General features: G+C 67.0%; 16 protein-coding genes and 1 pseudogene. 11 read left to right on the top strand and 6 right to left on the bottom strand.

Translation table 11 applies throughout. The features are described 5' to 3' along the window. Window positions 1–59 precede the first annotated feature (59 nt). Together B4I46_RS25740 and B4I46_RS25735 are read left to right on the top strand one after the other, a co-directional pair. Window positions 60–833 (top strand): annotated as a pseudogene (locus B4I46_RS25740) (cache domain-containing protein); the annotation flags it as partial. A 30-nt stretch (window positions 834–863) separates the two neighbouring features. Further along, window positions 864–1,697, top strand: a complete 834-nt coding sequence (locus B4I46_RS25735; protein WP_371920459.1) for a methyl-accepting chemotaxis protein — start codon at window positions 864–866, stop codon at window positions 1,695–1,697. Window positions 1,698–1,913: 216 nt separating this feature from the next. Here B4I46_RS25735 and B4I46_RS24950 read toward each other — a convergent pair whose 3' ends face one another. The 6 genes from B4I46_RS24950 to B4I46_RS24925 all read right to left on the bottom strand — a co-directional run bounded on the left by B4I46_RS24950 (window position 1,914) and on the right by B4I46_RS24925 (window position 9,008). Next, window positions 1,914–3,194: an OprD family porin gene (locus tag B4I46_RS24950; RefSeq protein WP_054916110.1), complete on the bottom strand. Its 1,281-nt coding sequence runs from the start codon at window positions 3,192–3,194 to the stop codon at window positions 1,914–1,916. 32 nt (window positions 3,195–3,226) lie between these two features. Then, the gene (locus B4I46_RS24945) at window positions 3,227–4,363 is read right to left on the bottom strand and encodes an ABC transporter substrate-binding protein (protein ID WP_043861069.1); all 1,137 of its coding nucleotides are present in this window, start codon (window positions 4,361–4,363) and stop codon (window positions 3,227–3,229) included. Window positions 4,364–4,411: 48 nt separating this feature from the next. Beyond that, window positions 4,412–5,179 carry an ABC transporter ATP-binding protein gene (locus tag B4I46_RS24940; protein WP_274097268.1) on the bottom strand — a complete coding sequence of 256 codons (768 nt, stop codon included), beginning with the start codon at window positions 5,177–5,179 and terminating at the stop codon, window positions 4,412–4,414. Next, window positions 5,176–6,942, bottom strand: a complete 1,767-nt coding sequence (locus tag B4I46_RS24935; RefSeq protein ID WP_052504234.1) for an ABC transporter permease subunit — start codon at window positions 6,940–6,942, stop codon at window positions 5,176–5,178. Before B4I46_RS24935 ends, B4I46_RS24940 begins: the two co-directional genes overlap by 4 nt. Then, entirely contained in the window at window positions 6,942–7,979 is a 1,038-nt protein-coding gene (locus B4I46_RS24930) for a branched-chain amino acid ABC transporter permease (RefSeq protein ID WP_043861071.1), read from the bottom strand. The genes B4I46_RS24935 and B4I46_RS24930 overlap by 1 nt, the downstream gene beginning before the upstream one ends. A 447-nt stretch (window positions 7,980–8,426) precedes the next feature. After that, on the bottom strand, window positions 8,427–9,008 hold the full coding sequence (locus tag B4I46_RS24925) for a TetR/AcrR family transcriptional regulator (protein ID WP_043861072.1): 582 nt from the start codon (window positions 9,006–9,008) through the stop codon (window positions 8,427–8,429). A gap of 294 nt (window positions 9,009–9,302) precedes the next feature. Between B4I46_RS24925 and B4I46_RS24920 the strand changes: the two genes are divergently transcribed. The 9 genes from B4I46_RS24920 to B4I46_RS24880 are packed head-to-tail and all read left to right on the top strand — an operon-like array spanning window position 9,303 to window position 16,193. Then, window positions 9,303–10,118, top strand: coding sequence for an alpha/beta fold hydrolase (locus B4I46_RS24920; protein ID WP_054916107.1), 816 nt, complete (start codon window positions 9,303–9,305; stop codon window positions 10,116–10,118). Between the two features lie 6 nt (window positions 10,119–10,124). Further along, window positions 10,125–10,421: an extradiol ring-cleavage dioxygenase gene (locus tag B4I46_RS24915; RefSeq protein WP_043861074.1), complete on the top strand. Its 297-nt coding sequence runs from the start codon at window positions 10,125–10,127 to the stop codon at window positions 10,419–10,421. Window positions 10,422–10,425: 4 nt separating this feature from the next. Further along, a complete protein-coding gene (locus B4I46_RS24910; protein ID WP_043861075.1) occupies window positions 10,426–11,277 on the top strand; it encodes a protocatechuate 3,4-dioxygenase in 852 nt (283 codons plus the stop codon). Next, complete coding sequence (locus B4I46_RS24905; protein ID WP_043861076.1) at window positions 11,274–11,627, top strand: non-heme iron oxygenase ferredoxin subunit; 354 nt, start codon at window positions 11,274–11,276, stop codon at window positions 11,625–11,627. The genes B4I46_RS24910 and B4I46_RS24905 overlap by 4 nt, the downstream gene beginning before the upstream one ends. Before the next feature lie 38 nt (window positions 11,628–11,665). Next, entirely contained in the window at window positions 11,666–13,015 is a 1,350-nt protein-coding gene (locus B4I46_RS24900) for an SRPBCC family protein (protein ID WP_043861077.1), read from the top strand. A gap of 9 nt (window positions 13,016–13,024) precedes the next feature. After that, entirely contained in the window at window positions 13,025–13,555 is a 531-nt protein-coding gene (locus B4I46_RS24895; RefSeq protein ID WP_078480810.1) for a 3-phenylpropionate/cinnamic acid dioxygenase subunit beta, read from the top strand. Window positions 13,556–13,565: 10 nt separating this feature from the next. Further along, the gene (gene hcaB, locus B4I46_RS24890) at window positions 13,566–14,378 is read left to right on the top strand and encodes a 3-(cis-5,6-dihydroxycyclohexa-1,3-dien-1-yl)propanoate dehydrogenase (protein ID WP_286902282.1); all 813 of its coding nucleotides are present in this window, start codon (window positions 13,566–13,568) and stop codon (window positions 14,376–14,378) included. Between the two features lie 31 nt (window positions 14,379–14,409). After that, window positions 14,410–15,381, top strand: coding sequence for an NAD(P)H-dependent flavin oxidoreductase (locus B4I46_RS24885; RefSeq protein WP_043861080.1), 972 nt, complete (start codon window positions 14,410–14,412; stop codon window positions 15,379–15,381). A 29-nt stretch (window positions 15,382–15,410) separates the two neighbouring features. Continuing rightward, entirely contained in the window at window positions 15,411–16,193 is a 783-nt protein-coding gene (locus tag B4I46_RS24880; RefSeq protein WP_286902280.1) for a 2-keto-4-pentenoate hydratase, read from the top strand. Window positions 16,194–16,246: the final 53 nt, after the last annotated feature.

The following is a 16,246-nucleotide window of genomic DNA, read 5'->3' as shown; positions in this document are numbered from 1 at the left end:
TTTGTGCGCGGTGCGCCTTGCGCCTTCGTGCATAACAATAAAATGAGGTATTGCCCCCTATGATCGGGTTGAGACATCTGCGTATCAGCACCCGCATCACCGTGCTGGTGATCGGTATCACCCTGTTTGTCGTGTTGCTCAGTGGCTGGCTGGGGCTGACCCTGCAACGCAGCCTGCTGCAGGAGAAGATGGCCGGTGTCGGCACTGCGCTGGACACCGCATCCACCCTGCTGGCGCATTATGAGAAGCAGGCCGAGGAAGGCCACCTGAGCCGCGCCGAGGCGCAGCGCCAGGCGGCAGAAATGGTCAGCCGCATTCGCTACCTGGGCGACAACTACCTGCTGATCCTCGACCTGCAGCACCGCATGCTCATGCACCCCAAGGCACCCGCCCTGGTGGGCAAGTCGCAGGCCGATTTCAAGGACGTCAACGGCAAGCCGTTCGCCCGCGAAATGATCGACCGGGCCGTGGCCCAGGGGCGCGGCACGGTCGAGTACTGGTTCCCGCGGGCAGCCGGGCAGGCGCCGGAATTCAAGGTGTCCGAGGTGGTGCTGTTCAAGCCCTGGGGCTGGGTGCTGGCCAGCGGCATCCACCCGCAGGACGTGCGCCATGAAGTGAACACGGTGCTGCGCATGCCGGCGTTGCTGGTGCTGGTGGCGTTGCTCGGCATGGCGCTGTGCGCCTGGCTGCTGATTCGCAGCATCACCCGGCCGCTCAACCACACCGTGCAGGCGCTGGCCCGCGCCACCGATGGCCACACCGACCTGACCTTGCGCCTGCCCACCGACGGCTTCGACGAGCTGACCCAGGTGGCGCACAGCTTCAACCGCCTGGTGGAGGCTGCGCACCGCGTCACCCGCAGCATGGCCAAGGCCAGCCAGCGCATCTCCAGCACCAGCGACAGCCTGGGGCAGATCACCGAGGCGGCGCAACGCAGCATGCAGGCCCAGCAACTGGAGACCGACAGCGTGGTCACGGCCATGAGCGAGATGGTCAGCACCGTGCAGGACGTGGCGCACAACGCCAGCGTCGCCGCCAGCGCCACCCGCGATGCCGAGCAACAGGCCACGGCCGGCAGCGCCACGGTGCGCGATGCCGGTGAGGCGATTGGTGCGCTGGCCGAGGCGCTGGAGCACAGCCGCAGCGTGGTGGACCAACTGGCCACCGACTCGGGCAGTGTCGGGCGCGTACTGGACGTGATCACCGCGATTGCCGAGCAGACCAACCTGCTGGCGTTGAATGCTGCCATCGAGGCGGCGCGCGCGGGTGAGCATGGGCGTGGCTTTGCGGTGGTGGCGGACGAGGTGCGCACGTTGGCGCGGCGTACGCAGCAGTCGACGCTGGAGATCCAGCAGATCATCAACCGCGTGCAGGCCGGTGCCAGCCAGGCGGCGGCGCAGATCGGCGCCAACGTCGAGTCGGCGCAGCAGCCGGTGGCGGCCTCGGCGCGGGCGGGGCAGGCGCTGGCGTTGATCGATGCGTCGGCGTCCACGGTGAGCCAGATGACCTTGCAGATTGCCAGTGCGGCGGAGCAGCAGGCGGCCACGGCAGACGGTATCAACCGCAGCGTCACGCGCATCCACGACGCCTCGACGGTGAGCGCGCGCACCATCGAGCAGACGCGCCAGTCGTGTGATGAGCTGAGGGCGTTGGCGCAGCAGCTGGAGGAGCAGGTGGGGCAGGTGGTTACGGGGTAAATTGTGAGGGCCCCTTCGCGGGTCAAGCCCGCTCCCACAGGATCTCACCCGCCACGCCAGCATTTTGGACGCACCGCAAGACCCTGTGGGAGCGGGCTTGACCCGCGAGAGGCCTGACCAGGCACTGCAAGACAATCGGACTGTCATGGCCACCCTGGAATGCAAAACGCCCCGGCAAGCCGGGGCGTTTGTTCATCTACACACGATGCCAGCGCGTTACCAAAGCGCCACGGTGTAATCCACGTTCACCCGCAGCTCGTTGTCATCCCTGAACGCCGCAGTCGAGGCAAAGTCATTGCGGTACCACGCATGGCGCAACCGCAATGCAACGTTCTTGAACGTGCCGCTCTGCACCACGTACGACAACTCGATGTCCTTCTCGCTCTCGCTGCGCCCGCTGCCGCCCAGCGCATTCGGCAATTCGATGCGGCTGCCGTCCAGGTAACGCAGCATGCCCTTGAGCCCCGGTACGCCCAGGGCGACGAAGTCGTAGTCATAGCGCACCTGCCAGGTACGCTCCTTGGGGTTGAGGAACTCGCTGCTCAATGCGCCCTCGCTCACCACCATCGGCTCGGACCCGGCGATGTACGGCATCGCCGTATCGCCGCTCAATTGCATGTAGCCCAGCCCCAGGCTGTGTGCGCCCAGGCTGTAGGTGCTCATCACGCCGAAGGTACGGTTGTCGACCTTGCCGGCCCTGGCCGGGCCGTCCTCGCCGCTGATGTGGTAACGCACATCGGTCTTCAGGCGCCCGTTCGCCACCGCACGGTTGTCGACGAAGCCGACGTAGTCCTGGCGATAGATGTCCTCCAGCTGCGCATGGTAGTACTTGAGCACCAGCTGCTCGGACCACTGATAGTCGCCGCCGCCATAGGTGAAGCTGTCCGACTCGGCTGCACCATTGAAGCGCCGGTTGGGCGCGGCGACGGTGATCTTCTGGTAGTTGGTGGAATCGCGCTGGTTCATGCGGTCCAGGCGCCCGCCGCTGAGGGTCAGGTTGTCAATGTCCTGGGACTTGAACTGCACCCCGCGAAAGGTCTGCGGCAGCAGGCGCGTGGGGCTGGCGAACAGGATCGGCGAAAACGGTGCCAGGGTGCCGGCCTGCAGTTCGGTCCTGGAGACCTTGACCTTGCCGGTCAGGCCCAGCTCCGAATAATCGTCGCGCGGGTCGCGGTCCCTGGGGTCGAACGGCAACAGCCCGGTGCCGGTGCGCGCGGGGCTGGAGTCCAGTTTCAGGCCCAGCATGGCCTGGGCATCCAGGCCGAAGCCGACAGTGCCCGGGGTGTAGCCGGAAGTGAAGCGCAGGATGAAGCCCTGGGCCCATTCGCGCGTCGCCGACTGCGCCGATTCGCCCTTGTAATCACGGTCGAAGTAGTAGTTGCGCGCGGTCAGGGTGGCCTTGCTGTCTTCGATGAAACCCTGGGCCAGCAGTGCCGGGCTGAGCCCGCACAGGGTGCCGAGGGCGAGGGTGGTGTTGACCCGTTTCAGAGTGCTCATGGATCTGCCTTTTTTATTATTGTTGTGGGGGTTTATTCAGGGGCATGCAGCAGGACCCATTGCTGGTCCTGCACGCTCACCAGTGCACGCGCGCGCTGGTCATGGCCGAAATGGTCGGTGGCGCTGAGGTTGTACACGCCATGGGTGCCGACCACGTCGCGGGTCTGCTCCAGCTGGTCGCGCAGTTGCTGGCGAAATTGCGCGGTGCCGGGCTCGGCACCCTTGAGCGCCGCCGGGGTGGCCGCCTGCACCAGCAGCATGGCGTCGTACAGGTAGGCGCCGAACGGCGACAGGCTGTTGTCGCCGTACTTGGCCTGGTAGTCCTGCGCGTACTGGCTGGCGATGGCCTTGGAGGGGTGGCTGGCGGGCAGCTTGTCCCACACCACCACCGGGCCCACCGGCAGTATCGCACCGTTGAGCGCCTTGTCGCCGATGCGCAGGAACGCGCTGTTGGCCGCGCCGTGGGTGTGGTACACGGTGCCCTTGTAGCCCAGCCGGCGCAGCTCGGTATGCGGCAGCGCCGCCGGGGTGCCGGTGGCGCCGATCAGCACCGCGTCGGGCTTGCTGCTCATCACCTTCAGCGCCTGGCCGCTGACCGACGAGTCGGTGCGGTTGAAGCGCTCGTCGCGCACCAGCGTGATGCCTGCCGCCGGCGCCATTTCGCTGAGCACCTTGTGCCAGTCTTCGCCCCACACATCGTTGTAGCCGATGTAGGCGAGGGTCTTCACACCGTTCTGCTGCATGTGCTCGATCAGCGCCTGGGCCATCAGGGTGTTGGTCTGGGCGATGGTGAAGATCCAGCTCTGCTCGCCGCTGGCGGGGCTGAACGGTGCCAGGGCGATCTGCGCGGTCTGGCTCTCCTTGGCGATCTGCGCGACTGCTGCCGAGGTGGGCACGGTGGTCGAGCCGATCAGCAGGTCGACCTTGTGCTCGCTGACCAGCTTGCGCGCGTTCTTGGCCGCGGCGGTACTGTCGCTGGCATCGTCCAGTACCACGTATTTGACGGCCTGCCCGGCAATCTCCCTGGGCAGCAGCGCCACGGTATTGCGCTCGGGGATGCCCAGCGAGGCCCCCGGGCCGGTGGTGGAGAGAATCACGCCGACGGTCATGTCGGCCTGTGCAGCGGTCGACAGCGTGGCCAGCAACAGCAAGGGAAGAATCGGTTTCATGCAAGCTCCTGATATTGTTTTTATGGGTGTGGCAAGTGCTGCGGGGCGCTACGTGCCGGTAGCGCTGATCACCTCCGTGGTGGCGGTGGGCGCGGGTGCGCGGCCCAGGTAGCTTTCGACCACCCGGGGGTTGCAGGCCAACGCCTGGGCGTCGCCTTCAAGCACGATCTCGCCGACCTCCAGCACGTAGCCGTAGTCGGAAATCTTCAGCGCAGCACGGGCGTTCTGCTCCACCAGCAGGATCGACACGCCGCTCTGGCGCAGGGTGTCGAAGATGGTGAAGATCTCGCCGATCACCCGCGGCGCCAGGCCCAGGCTCGGTTCGTCGAGCATCAGCAGGCGCGGTTTGGCCATCAGCGCGCGGCCGATGGCGAGCATCTGGCGCTCGCCGCCCGAGAGCGTGCAGGCGGCCTGCTGGCGCCGTTCGAGCAGGCGCGGGAACAGCCCGAACACCTCGTCGAGGGTCTGCTGATGGTCGCGAAAACCGCGCCGGTGGCGGCTGAAGGCGCCCAGGCTCAGGTTGTCCTCCACGCTCATCAGGCCGAACAGCTCGCGGCTCTCGGGCACCAGCACCATGCCCTGGTCGATGCGCTGGGCCACGTCGTGGTGGCCCAGCAACGCCTGGCCGGCGTAGGTCACCTGGCCCTGGCAGGGCAGCAGGCCGATCAGCGCCGCCATCAGGGTGGTCTTGCCGGCGCCATTGGGGCCGATCAGGCTGACGATCTGGCCTTCCTCCAGGTGCAGGTCGAGGTTGCGTACCGCCTCGACCTTGCCGTGGTTGATCGACAGGTTGCGCACATCCAGCAGGCGACTCATTCGACACCTCCGAGGTAGGCGGCCAGCACCGCAGGGTTCTGCTGGATCTGCAGCGGGGTGCCGCTGGCCAGGGGCTGGCCGAATTCCATCACCACGATGTGGTCGGCCAGGCCCATCACGAACTCCATGTCGTGCTCCACCAGCAGCACGCCCAGGCCCTCGCCACGCAACTGCTCGAGCAGTTGCGCCAGCGCCTGTTTCTCGCCATGGCGCAGGCCGGCGGCGGGTTCGTCGAGCAGCAACAGCAACGGGTCGCTGCACAGCGCGCGGGCGATCTCGACGATGCGCTGCTGGCCCAGCGGCAGGCTGCCGGCCGGGGTGTGCAGGTATTCGCCCAGGCCCACCCGCTGGATCTGGCGCGTGGCCTCGGCGAGCAGGGCGGCTTCTTCCTTGCGTTCCAGGTGCAGCATCGAGCGCAGCAGCCCGGCCTTGCCCCGGGCATGGGCGCCGAGGGCGACGTTCTCCAGCACGCTCATCTCGCCCAGCAGGCGCACGTGCTGGAAGGTGCGGCTCACGCCTAGGTGGGCAATGGCGCGCGGCGACAGGCCTTCGATGCGCTGGCCGTTGAAGGTGATCTGCCCGGCATTGGGCGTCAGCACCCCCGACAGCAGGTTGAACAGGGTCGACTTGCCGGCGCCGTTGGGGCCGATCAGCGCGGTGACCTCGGCGGCATTCACCGACAGGCCCATGTTCTTGTTGGCCACCAGCCCGCCGAACTGCTTGAGCAGCCCCTGGGCCACCATCAGCGGCTTGCCGGCCGCCGGCATGCTGCGCCGGGGCAGGGCCGGCGCGTCATCCAGCGCCAGGGTGCGCGGGCGGCTGGCCGGCAGCACGCTGCGCAACACCGGCAGCAGGCCGCCGCGGGCGTACTGCAGCACCAGGATCACCAGCACGCCGAAGAAGATCATCTCGACGTTGTCGGCATGCCCGAACAGCTGCGGCAGCACGTCCTGCAGCACCTGCTTGATCAGGGTCAGCAACGCTGCGCCCAGCAGCGCGCCCCACAGGCTGGCGACGCCGCCCAGCACGATCATGAACAGGTACTCGATGCCCATAACCACCGAGAACGGCGTGGGGTTGACCACCCGCTGCAGGTGCGCGTACAGCCAGCCCGACAGGGCCGCGAGCAGGGCGGCGATGATGAACACCTGCAGGCGGCTGCGTGCGGTATCGATGCCCATCGCCTCGGCCATCCCGGCCGATTCCTTGAGGGTGCGGATGGCACGGCCCTGGCGGCTGTGCAGCAGGTTGTCGAGCAGCCACAGGCTGGCCGCCAGCAACAACCCGATCAGCACGGCGAAATCGGCCGAGCCGCTGATCTGCCAGCCCAGCAGCTCGATGTTCGGCAGGTTCTGCAGGCCGCCGAAGCCGCCCAGGCCCGGCAGGTTGCCGAACAGGTAGAACAGCGCCAGGCCCCAGGCCAGGGTGCCGATGGGCAGGTAGTGCCCGGCCAGGCGCAGGGTCAGCAGGCCCAGGCTGGTGGCCACCACCAGGGTGATCGCCAGCCCCGCCAGCAGGCCCAGCCACGGCGACAGGCCGTACTGGGTGGTGAGCACCGCGCTGGCGTAGGCGCCAATGCCCACGAATGCGGCCTGGCCGAACGAGGTCATGCCGCCGATGCCGGTCAGCAGCACCAGGCCCAGGGCCACCAGGCTGTACAGGCCGATGTAGTTGAGCAGGGTCACGTGAAACGCGGGCAGCACCAGCGGCGCCAGGCCCGCCACCAGCAGCAGGGCCAACAGGGGGATCAGTCGCAGGGCCATCAGTGTTGCTCCTCCAGATGCGGGTTTTTCAGCGACAGCCACAGCAGCACCGGGATCACCACGGTGAACACGATGACCTCCTTGTAGGCCGAGGCGCCGAAGTTGGCGAAGCTCTCCAGCACGCCGACGAAAAACGCACTGGCCGCGGCTATCGGGTAACTGGCCAGGCCGCCGAAGATCGCCGCCACAAAGCCCTTGAGGCTGATCAGAAAGCCCGAGTCGTAATACAGCGTGGTCAGCGGGCCGATCAGTACCCCGGAGATCGCGCCGATCAGCGCGGCCAGGCCGAACGCGGCCTTGCCGGCCAACTGGGTGGGGATGCCCACCAGCTGTGCACCGGTACGGTTGAGCGCAGTGGCACGCAGCGCCTTGCCGTACAGGCTGTGGCCGAAGAAGGCATACAGCAGGCCGATCAGCAGCAGCGCGCTGCCGATCACCAGCAGGCTCTGCAGGCCCACCGGCAGCTCGCCGAGCATGAACACCGACTCGGCCAGGGCCTCGGTGCGCACGCCCTCGGCGCCGAACATCAGCAGGCTCACGCCCACCAGCGCGATATGCACCGCCACCGACACGATCAACAGCAACAGCACCGAGGTCTCGGCCACCCGCTGGTACACCAGGCGGTACAGCAACGGCCCCAGCGGCGTGACCAGGGCCAGGGTCAGCAGAATCTGCAGCAGCGCCGGTAGGCTCGCCAGGTCGAGGTTGCCCAGCACCGCCCACAACAGCAGCGGCAGGCTCAGGTAGCGCGCCAGCAGGCCCGGCAGCCGGCGCCATTGACGGCGCCGTGCGGCGTCGGTGCAGTCCAGTGCGCAGGCGGCCAGCGAGCAGCCCAGCAGCAGCCACACGGTGCCGGGCATCAGGCCCAGCTGCAGGGTGGCCAGGGTCAGGGCGCTGTAGGTGACGAAGTCGCCCTGGCACACCAGGATGGTGCGCGTCACCGAGAACACCAGCACCAGGGCCAGCGCCACCAGTGCGTAGATCGCGCCCGTGGTCAGGCCGTCCTGGGCAAGAAACGCCAGTATCGAGAAATCCATGGGCAGGCCTCAGCGAGCAGTGGGCAAGGGGGAGGTGGGGTGCCGGCCGCAGAGGGCGGTCGGCGTCGGTGCGGCGGTGCCGTACCGGGGGCGTGACGGGTCGGGCGCGCAGGGCGGGACCCGGCGAGAGCGTGCAGGCGCGTGCATAGTGAAGTACTCGTTTTCTATTCTTATTGTGGTGCGCCCCTGCCCGGGGCAGGGCAACATGCAAGGCGTTCAAATACACATGTGCATGTGTATGTATAGACTACGCGGGAAGGTGGGCGGCTTGTCAACAGGCGCCGCAGCGGCGCGCCTGCATTCGCCGATTTATTCGATTATCTATTTGAATTTATTGAATAAATATTTTTCAAGACGAGCGTGCCAATACCCGCTGGATGGCGGGTACTGGATATACAAAGATACATTTGTGTATTTGCAATGTGCCGAGCGGGTCGGCACAGGCGCTCAGGCCGGGGCGTGGCTGCACGCGGGGAGGAGGATGCCGGCCATGCGCTGGCTGCGCGCCAGGCGTTGTTGCGGGGTGTCTTCGCTGTGCAGCAGCGACAGGCTGATCTGGTAGGCGTAGATCAGGTAGGCGCGGTCCTGGGCTTCGTCGCTGGGCACGCCGGCCTGAATCAGCAGCCCCTCGATGTAGTTCAGGCGATGGCTGTCCACCTCGTCGATGGCCTGGCGTGCCTGCTTGTCGCGCCGCGCCCAGCCGCGGATGCCCAGTTCGATCGAGGCGGCGTCCTTGGCGGTCTGGCCGTGGGAAGGCAGCTCCAGCAGGCGCTGCAACTGCTGCAGCGGCGAGCTGTGGGCCGTGCGCAGGTTGAGGATCACATCCTCGGTGGCGCGTGCGCGCCAGTTGCCCAGGATGCCTTCGAGCAGTTCGCCGCGGCTTTTGAAGTGGTAGTAGAAACTGCCACGGGTGATCTTCAGTTCCTTGGCCAGGGTGTCGACGCGCACGGCGTCGACGCCGCTGGTGACAAGCACTTCCTGTGCCGCATGAATCCAATCTTCCCGCGTGAGGTTGGTGCGTGATGACATTGTGTAGGGCCTTGTCCAACAAGCTGGATAAGCGCCAGGGCAGCGCAGGGTTCGACGCTTGGCCTTGGCAGCAAACCGTCATTCTAACGCCCGCCGCAACGGCGAAGCTATTGCCGGCATTGGCCACAAGGCCAGTGCCGGGTGTCCGCATCCTGCCATACATGACAGTACATAGGTGTAGGTGAGGCTGCTCATTATTTGAAAATAGTCATGTTTTTTCATTGACTCAGGTCAAAACGGTAAATAGCATGCAGATACACAACTGTATGTTAAGAATAAAAACCGGAGGCCGACATGAGCGCAACTGCAAAGACTCTGCTCGCAGCAGGGCACCACACCCACTACCACGAGGCCGGCCAGGGCGAGCCGCTGTTCCTGCTGCACGGCTCGGGCCCGGGTGTTTCGGGTTGGGCCAACTGGGCCGCCAGCGTGCCGGTGTTCGCCGACCGCTGGCGGGTGATCGTGCCGGACATCGCCGGCTTCGGTTTCACCGAGTTCAAGGATGACGCCCGGTACGACATCAAGCTGTGGGTCAGCCACCTGATCGGCATCATGGATGCCCTGGATATCCAGAAGGCCTCCTTCATCGGCAACTCGTTCGGCGGCGCCCTGGCCATCGGCCTGGCGGTGTTCGCCCCCGAGCGCGTCAACAAGCTGGTGCTGCTCGGCACCCCGGCCGGCGAGTTCGTGCAGACCCCCGGCCTGCGCGGTGCCTGGGAGTACGAGCCGTCGCTGGCCAACATGCGTCAGCTGATGGAGCTGTTCCCCTACGACAAGGCGCTGATCACCGACGCCATGGTGCAGGCCCGCTACGAGGCCAGTGCCCGGCCCGGTGCCCAGGCCGCCTTGCGCAAGCTGATCCCGCAGCCCGCCGCCGAAGGCCAGACGATGGTCAAGGGCTTCCCCGCCGCCGCGCTGGCCAAGATCGTGGCGCCGACGCTGGTGGTACACGGTCGTGAAGACCGTGTGGTGCCGCCGGAGTGCGGGCTGCTGATCGCCAACAGCATTGCCGACGCCGACCTGCACCTGTTCGGGCGCTGCGGTCACTGGGTCCAGAGCGAGCAGCCACGGCGCTTTGCCGCGCTGGTTCGCGACTTTCTCGGCGAGTAGTCCGGCATGAGCAGAAACGTGATGGAGCGGGTGCTGTGGCAGCTGTGCGTGGAGCGCGCGGCCAAGCAGCGCTTTCGTGAAGACGCCGCAGGCTTCGTGCAGCGCTTTGCCCTGGCCCCCGACGAGGCGCAGATGATCCTCGACTTCGACGTGGCCGGCCTGCAGGCGGCCGGGGTCAACCCGATGCTGACCATGGGCTTCTGGCAGGAGCTTTCGCCGCAACGCAGCATGCGCGTCTACAAGCAGCGCCTGGGCTGTACCGATGAACAAGGCGCGGGGTTTTCCGCCGCGCTCAAGGGGTGAACCGATGGGCAAGATAGTGGGCGGCTTCTGGATGCCGCATGACCCGGTGATGTTCGTGGCGCCCGAAGCGCCACCGGCCGCACAACGCGATGCCGTATGGGGCGCCTATGCCCAATGCGCCGAGCGCCTGGCCGCCTTGCAGCCCACGGCGGTGATCATCGTCGGCTGTGATCACTACATCCTGTTCGGCCCCCATTGCCTGCCGCGCTACGTGATCGGCACCGGCGACGTGGACGGCCCCATCGACCGCCTGCCGGGCCTGGACCGGGGCGTGGTGCGCAACCACCAGGCGCTGGCCGAGCACATCGTCCATCACGGTGAAGGGCAGGGCGTGGACTGGACCGTGGCGCGCAGCTTCACCGTCGACCATTCGTTCTCGATCCCGCACCAGCTGGTGGTCAAGCCGGCCGAGGCCCTGCTGGGCCGTGAGCTGCCGAGCATCCCGGTGTACCTGGCGTGCGGCGTCGACCCGTACATCTCGCTGGAGCGCTCGGCCGACCTGGGCCGGCAACTGCGCGCGGCAGTCGAGGCGTTCGACGCCGACGAGCGCGTGGTGATCATCGGCAGCGGCGGCATCAGCCACTGGGTAGGCACCGTCGAGATGGGCCAGGTGGCCGAGGACTTCGACCGCGAAATCCTTGCCCACGCGATAAACGGCGACCTGCAGGCACTGTGTGCCTACCGCGACGAAGACATCCTGCGTCGGGCCGGCAACGGCGCGATGGAAATCCGCAACTTCGCCTGCGCCATGGCCGCCCTGGAGCGTCCGCGCGGTGAAGTGATCGCCTATGAAGCCGTGCCCGCCTGGGTCACCGGCCTGGGCTTTGTGCAACTCAACAACGAGGAGCCGGCATGAGCCGCGTACTGCTTTGCCAGCGTGACGAGCTGGCGCCGGGCGAACTGAAGAAGGTCGCCAACGGCGATGGCGATGCCCTGTGCGTCTACAACCTGGGCGGCACCTTCTACGCCACCACCGACATGTGCACCCACGCCACCGCCTCGCTGGCCGAAGGCGACATGGAAGACGACCTGATCACCTGCCCGGTGCACTGGGGCCAATTCCATATCCCCAGCGGCAAGGCCGTGACCTTCCCCTGCGAACGGCACCTGCGCACCTACAAGGTCATCGTCACCGACCGCGAGGTGTATGCCGACACGGCCCTGGAAGCCGACGAGGCGCTGGCCGACGCCGACAGCCCGGTCTGACCGGGCGCCGTCCAACCGCATACCTGTGAGTCTGAACCATGGATAACAACAAGCACATACCGCTCAGAACCCTCGAAAGCACGCCCGCCCTGGGCAACCTCGACCGCCTCTGCGACATGCAGGAGGGGCGCCTGTCGGGCAAGGTGTTCTGGGACGAGGCGATCTACGAGCAGGAGCTGGAGAAGATCTTCGCGCGCTGCTGGCTGTTCGTCGCCCACGAATCCCAGCTGCCCAGGTCCGGCGACTACCTGACCACCTCGATGGGTGAAGACGAAGTGCTGGTGGTACGCCAGAAGGACGCCTCGATCAAGGTGTTCCTCAATGCCTGCCCGCACCGCGGCAATAAGGTGTGCTTTGCCGAGGCCGGCAACGCCCGCGGCTTCATCTGCAACTACCACGGCTGGTCGTTCGGCGCCGATGGCGGGCGCCTGATGGGCATGCACGAATCCAAGTGCTACGAAGAAAGCCAGTTCGACAAGTCCAGGCATGGCCTGCGCGAAGCCCGCGTGGCCAGCTACAAGGGCCTGGTGTTCGCCACCTTTGCCAGTGATGCGCCGACCCTGGAGGAGTACCTCGGGCCGATGACCTGGTACATGGACGTGATGCTCGACATGGACGAGGGCGGCAGCGAGTTCCTGGGCGGCTGCATCCGCTCCACCATCGAGTGCAACTGGAAGATCGCCGCCGAGAACTTCGTCGGCGACATCCTGCACGGCGGCTGGACCCACGACTCGGCGGCCAAGGCCATGCTCGGTGGCCCGGTGGCCAATGTCGGCGAACTGCCCGAATCCTACTCGGTGAACTGGAACGGCCACGGCTACGAGTTCGCCACCGACGTGGTCGGCAACGCCGCCACCCTGGGCGAAAAGGACATCAACAAGTACCTGCACGTGCTGCGCCCCAAGGTCGCCGAGCGCCTGGGCGAGTTCCGCTCGAAGCTGATCGGCGCAATCTCCTCGTTCACCGTGTTCCCCAACTTCTCGTTCCTGCCGGGGCAGAACACCGTGCGCATCTGGCAGCCGCGTGGCCCGCACAAGATCGAGCTGTTCACCTGGGTCATCGTCAACAAGAACGCCCCGCAGGACATCAAGGACAAATGGCGCCGTGGCGCGATGATGACCTTCTCGCCCACCGGCGTGTTCGAGATGGACGACGGCGAGAACTGGGAGTACTGCACCAAGACCAGCCGGGGCGTGGTCACGCGCTACCAGGACCTGTACGTGGGCCTGGGCATGCACACCCGCCTGGACGACAGCGAGCTGCCGGGCAACGTGTTCAAGGGCCAGCTCAACGAATGCAACGCGCGGGCATTCTACCAGCGCTGGAAAGACCTGCTGCAGGCACCGACCTGGGCCGACGTACCAGACCGCAACGGCACGCTGCGCTGAGGGGGCGAGATGACACACCAACTGCAGGACACCCCGGTGTCCATCGACGAGGCCCGCCGGGTCGAACAGTTTCTGCTGCGCGAGGCGCGCCTGCTCGACAACGAGTGCTGGGACCAATGGCTGCTGAGCCTGAGCGAAGCCATCCACTACTGGATGCCCGGCATCGAGAACCGTCGCCGCGAAGACAAGTCCGGGCCCTACCGCCTGGAGCACATGGCCTTCTTCGATGACGGCATGCGCGAGCTCAGGCGCCGCGTGGCGCGCTTCAAGCAGCCCTCGGCCTGGGCCGAGAACCCGCCCACGCGCAACGTGCACCTGGTCAGCAACATCGAGGTGTACGCCGGCGCCGAGCCGGGCGAGTACCTGGCGTACTCGTGCTTCGTCAACGTGCGCAGCCGCGGCCTGGACGAACACGCCCAGCTGGCCGGGCGGCGCGAGGACGTGCTGCGCCTGGAGGCCGAGGGCCTCAAGCTGCTCAAGCGCAAGATTCTGATCCCCAACGCGATGTTGCTGTGCAAGAACATCAACACGTTCCTATGAGGGCCTGCACATGGCTTGGTTGAAAGGGCAGGTGGCACTGGTCACCGGCGGTACCGGCGGCATCGGCAGCGCCATCGTGCGCCGCTACGTGGCCGAAGGCGCCAGGGTCGCGGTAATGGGCCGCGACGCGGCGCAACTGGCGGCGCTGGCTGCCGAGCTGGGCGATGCGGTGATCACCGTGCAGGGCGACGTGGCGCGCTATCAGGATAACCAGCGCGCCGTGGCCGCCACCCTGGAGGCGTTCGGCAGGCTCGACACCTTCGTCGGCAACGCCGCGGTGTTCGACTATTTCACCCGCCTGGACCGCATCGCCCCGCCGGATTTCGAGGGTGCGTTCCAGAAACTCTTCGCCACCAACGTGCAGGGCTACCTGCTCGGCGCGCAGGCGTCGATCGAGGCGCTGCGCCAAACCCGTGGCAGCATGATCTTTACCTTGTCCAACAGTGCCTTTTATGCCGGCGGTGGTGGCATTCTGTACGTCACCGCCAAGCATGCGCTGGTGGGCATGATCCGCCAGCTGGCCTACGAGCTGGCGCCGGACATCCGGGTCAACGGCGTGGCGCCGGGGGCGACCAACACGTCGATGAAAAGCCTGGATGGCCTGAACAGCCGCAGCGTACCGCTCAACCAGATCCCCGGGTTCGAGGCCGGTGCCGCGCAGGCTGTGCCCCTGCAACGGATTGCCGAGCCCGAGGACCACACCGGGCACTACGTGCTGCTGGCCTCGCGCGAGAATGCCGGGTTGACCACCGCCAACATCATCCACAGCGATGGCGGCTGGGAGATTCGCAGCGCCGGCCCCACGCGGTCGCGCAAGGCCTGAGCCTTGATAACCAGAACAAGAGAGATGCGTGATGACAACAACAAGCCTGAGTGCACCGCAACAGCAACTCCTGAACCTGTTCGCCGGGCTCGACCTGCCGGTGCTGGCCGCGCCGATGTTCCTGGTGTCGGGCCCGCGCCTGCTCGCCGCCAGCTGCCAGGCCGGCATCGTCGGCAGCCTGCCGGCGCCCAATGCGCGCACCGTCGAGCAACTGCAGCAATGGCTGGAACAGATCGTCGGCGAGCGTGACGCCGCGCAGCAGCGTGGCGAACAGTGGGCGCCGTGGATGCTCAACATGATCGTGCACAGCACCTACGACCGCTTCGAGGCCGAGCTTGAACTGGTGCGCCGTTACCAGCCGCCGATCGTCTCCACCGCCCTGGGCAGCCCCAAGCGCGTGCTCGACACCGTGCACGCCTATGGCGGGGTGGTGATCGCCGACGTGATCAGCCCGGCCCTGGCACGCAAGGCCGTGGCCGCCGGCGTCGATGGCCTGGTGCTGGTGTGCAACGGCGCCGGCGGGCATACAGGCAACTACAACCCGTTCGCCTTCGTCGCCGAAGTGCGCGAGTTCTGGGACGGCCCGCTGGGCCTGGCCGGGGCGATCTCCAACGGGCGCGACATCCATGCCGCGCAGGTGCTGGGCTGCGACTTCTCGCTGGTGGGCACGCGCCTGATCGCCACCCACGAAAGCCTGGTCGAGGACGCCTACCGCGACATGCTGGTGGAGTGCTCGCTGGACCAGGTGACCACCACCAAGGCGGTCAGCGGTGTGCTGGCCAACTGGATGCAGCCGTCGCTGGACAAGGCCGGCATCGACCCGCGCAGCGAAACCCGCCCCAGCATCGACTTCTCCGGCGACATCGCCACCGCCAACAAGGCGTGGAAGCACGTGTGGTCGGCGGGGCAGGGCGTGGGCCAGATCACCCGCACCTGCAGCGTGGCCGAGCTGGTCGACGAACTGCACCAGGGCTATCGCCAGAGTCGCGCGCGCGCGTTGTAAGCCAACCGGACCCGTTCAGGAGCAACCCCATGACCCACCCCAACCTTCAGGCCGCCGCCGCAGCGCTGGCCCAGGCCCGCTCGACCCGCACCCCGTGCGGGCGCATTTCCGAGCGTTTCGACATCCAGTCGCTGCACGACGCCTACGCCGTGCAGGAACTCGCCACCCAGGCCGCGCTGGCCGCCGGCCGGCGCCTGAGCGGGCGCAAGGTCGGCCTCACCTCGCTGGCGGTGCAGCAGCAACTGGGCGTCGACCAGCCCGACTTCGGCATGCTGTTCGCCGACATGGAATGCCACGATGGCCAGGCCATCGACAGCACGCGGCTGATCCAGCCCAAGGCCGAGGGCGAGATCGCGTTCGTGCTGGGGCGCGACCTGCCCGACCCCAACACCACCCTGGGCGAGCTGCTGCGCGCGGTCGACCATGTGCTGCCGGCGCTGGAGATCGTCGACTCGGCCATCGAGGACTGGAAGATCACCCTGGTCGACACCGTGGCCGACAACGCCTCCTCGGGCCTCTACGTGCTGGGCAAGACCCCGGTCAGGCTGCACGGCCTGGACCTGGCTCTGGAAGGCATGCTGCTGGAGAAGAACGGTGCCCAGGCCGCCATCGGCGTGGGCGCCGCGTGTATGGGCAACCCGCTGGATGCCTGCCTGTGGCTGGCGCGCACCATGGCCCTGGCCGGGCGCCCGCTGCAGGCCGGTGACGTGCTGCTGTCCGGCGCGCTGGGGCCGATGGTGCCGGTGGTGGCGGGCGACAGCCTGCGCCTGCGCCTGACCCGCCTGGGCGAAGTGAGCTGTCGCTTCACCTGAGCCGTGCCGGCTTGAACCCGGCGGCCTGACCGACCGCCGGTACCTACAACAAT

It is taken from the genome of Pseudomonas sp. UBA7500, from assembly GCF_002478435.1.
GTDB classification, from domain to species: domain Bacteria; phylum Pseudomonadota; class Gammaproteobacteria; order Pseudomonadales; family Pseudomonadaceae; genus Aquipseudomonas; species Aquipseudomonas palmensis.
Note: the sequence above shows the minus strand (reverse complement) of the source record. Positions and strands in the feature narration are given on the sequence as shown.

Bases quoted from the DNA above. Each gene is read 5' to 3' on its own strand.
- B4I46_RS24920 (WP_054916107.1), top strand. From the start codon at position 9,303: ATGAGCGCAACTGCAAAGACTCTGCTCGCAGCAGGGCACCACACCCAC.
- hcaB (WP_286902282.1), top strand. From the start codon at position 13,566: ATGGCTTGGTTGAAAGGGCAGGTGGCACTGGTCACCGGCGGTACCGGC.
- B4I46_RS24885 (WP_043861080.1), top strand. From the start codon at position 14,410: ATGACAACAACAAGCCTGAGTGCACCGCAACAGCAACTCCTGAACCTG.
- B4I46_RS24940 (WP_274097268.1), bottom strand. From the start codon at position 5,179: ATGAGTCGCCTGCTGGATGTGCGCAACCTGTCGATCAACCACGGCAAG.
- B4I46_RS24880 (WP_286902280.1), top strand. From the start codon at position 15,411: ATGACCCACCCCAACCTTCAGGCCGCCGCCGCAGCGCTGGCCCAGGCC.
- B4I46_RS24915 (WP_043861074.1), top strand. From the start codon at position 10,125: ATGAGCAGAAACGTGATGGAGCGGGTGCTGTGGCAGCTGTGCGTGGAG.
- B4I46_RS24925 (WP_043861072.1), bottom strand. From the start codon at position 9,008: ATGTCATCACGCACCAACCTCACGCGGGAAGATTGGATTCATGCGGCA.
- B4I46_RS24900 (WP_043861077.1), top strand. From the start codon at position 11,666: ATGGATAACAACAAGCACATACCGCTCAGAACCCTCGAAAGCACGCCC.
- B4I46_RS24905 (WP_043861076.1), top strand. From the start codon at position 11,274: ATGAGCCGCGTACTGCTTTGCCAGCGTGACGAGCTGGCGCCGGGCGAA.
- B4I46_RS24935 (WP_052504234.1), bottom strand. From the start codon at position 6,942: ATGGCCCTGCGACTGATCCCCCTGTTGGCCCTGCTGCTGGTGGCGGGC.
- B4I46_RS24950 (WP_054916110.1), bottom strand. From the start codon at position 3,194: ATGAGCACTCTGAAACGGGTCAACACCACCCTCGCCCTCGGCACCCTG.
- B4I46_RS24930 (WP_043861071.1), bottom strand. From the start codon at position 7,979: ATGGATTTCTCGATACTGGCGTTTCTTGCCCAGGACGGCCTGACCACG.
- B4I46_RS24895 (WP_078480810.1), top strand. From the start codon at position 13,025: ATGACACACCAACTGCAGGACACCCCGGTGTCCATCGACGAGGCCCGC.
- B4I46_RS24910 (WP_043861075.1), top strand. From the start codon at position 10,426: ATGGGCAAGATAGTGGGCGGCTTCTGGATGCCGCATGACCCGGTGATG.
- B4I46_RS25735 (WP_371920459.1), top strand. From the start codon at position 864: ATGGCCAAGGCCAGCCAGCGCATCTCCAGCACCAGCGACAGCCTGGGG.
- B4I46_RS24945 (WP_043861069.1), bottom strand. From the start codon at position 4,363: ATGAAACCGATTCTTCCCTTGCTGTTGCTGGCCACGCTGTCGACCGCT.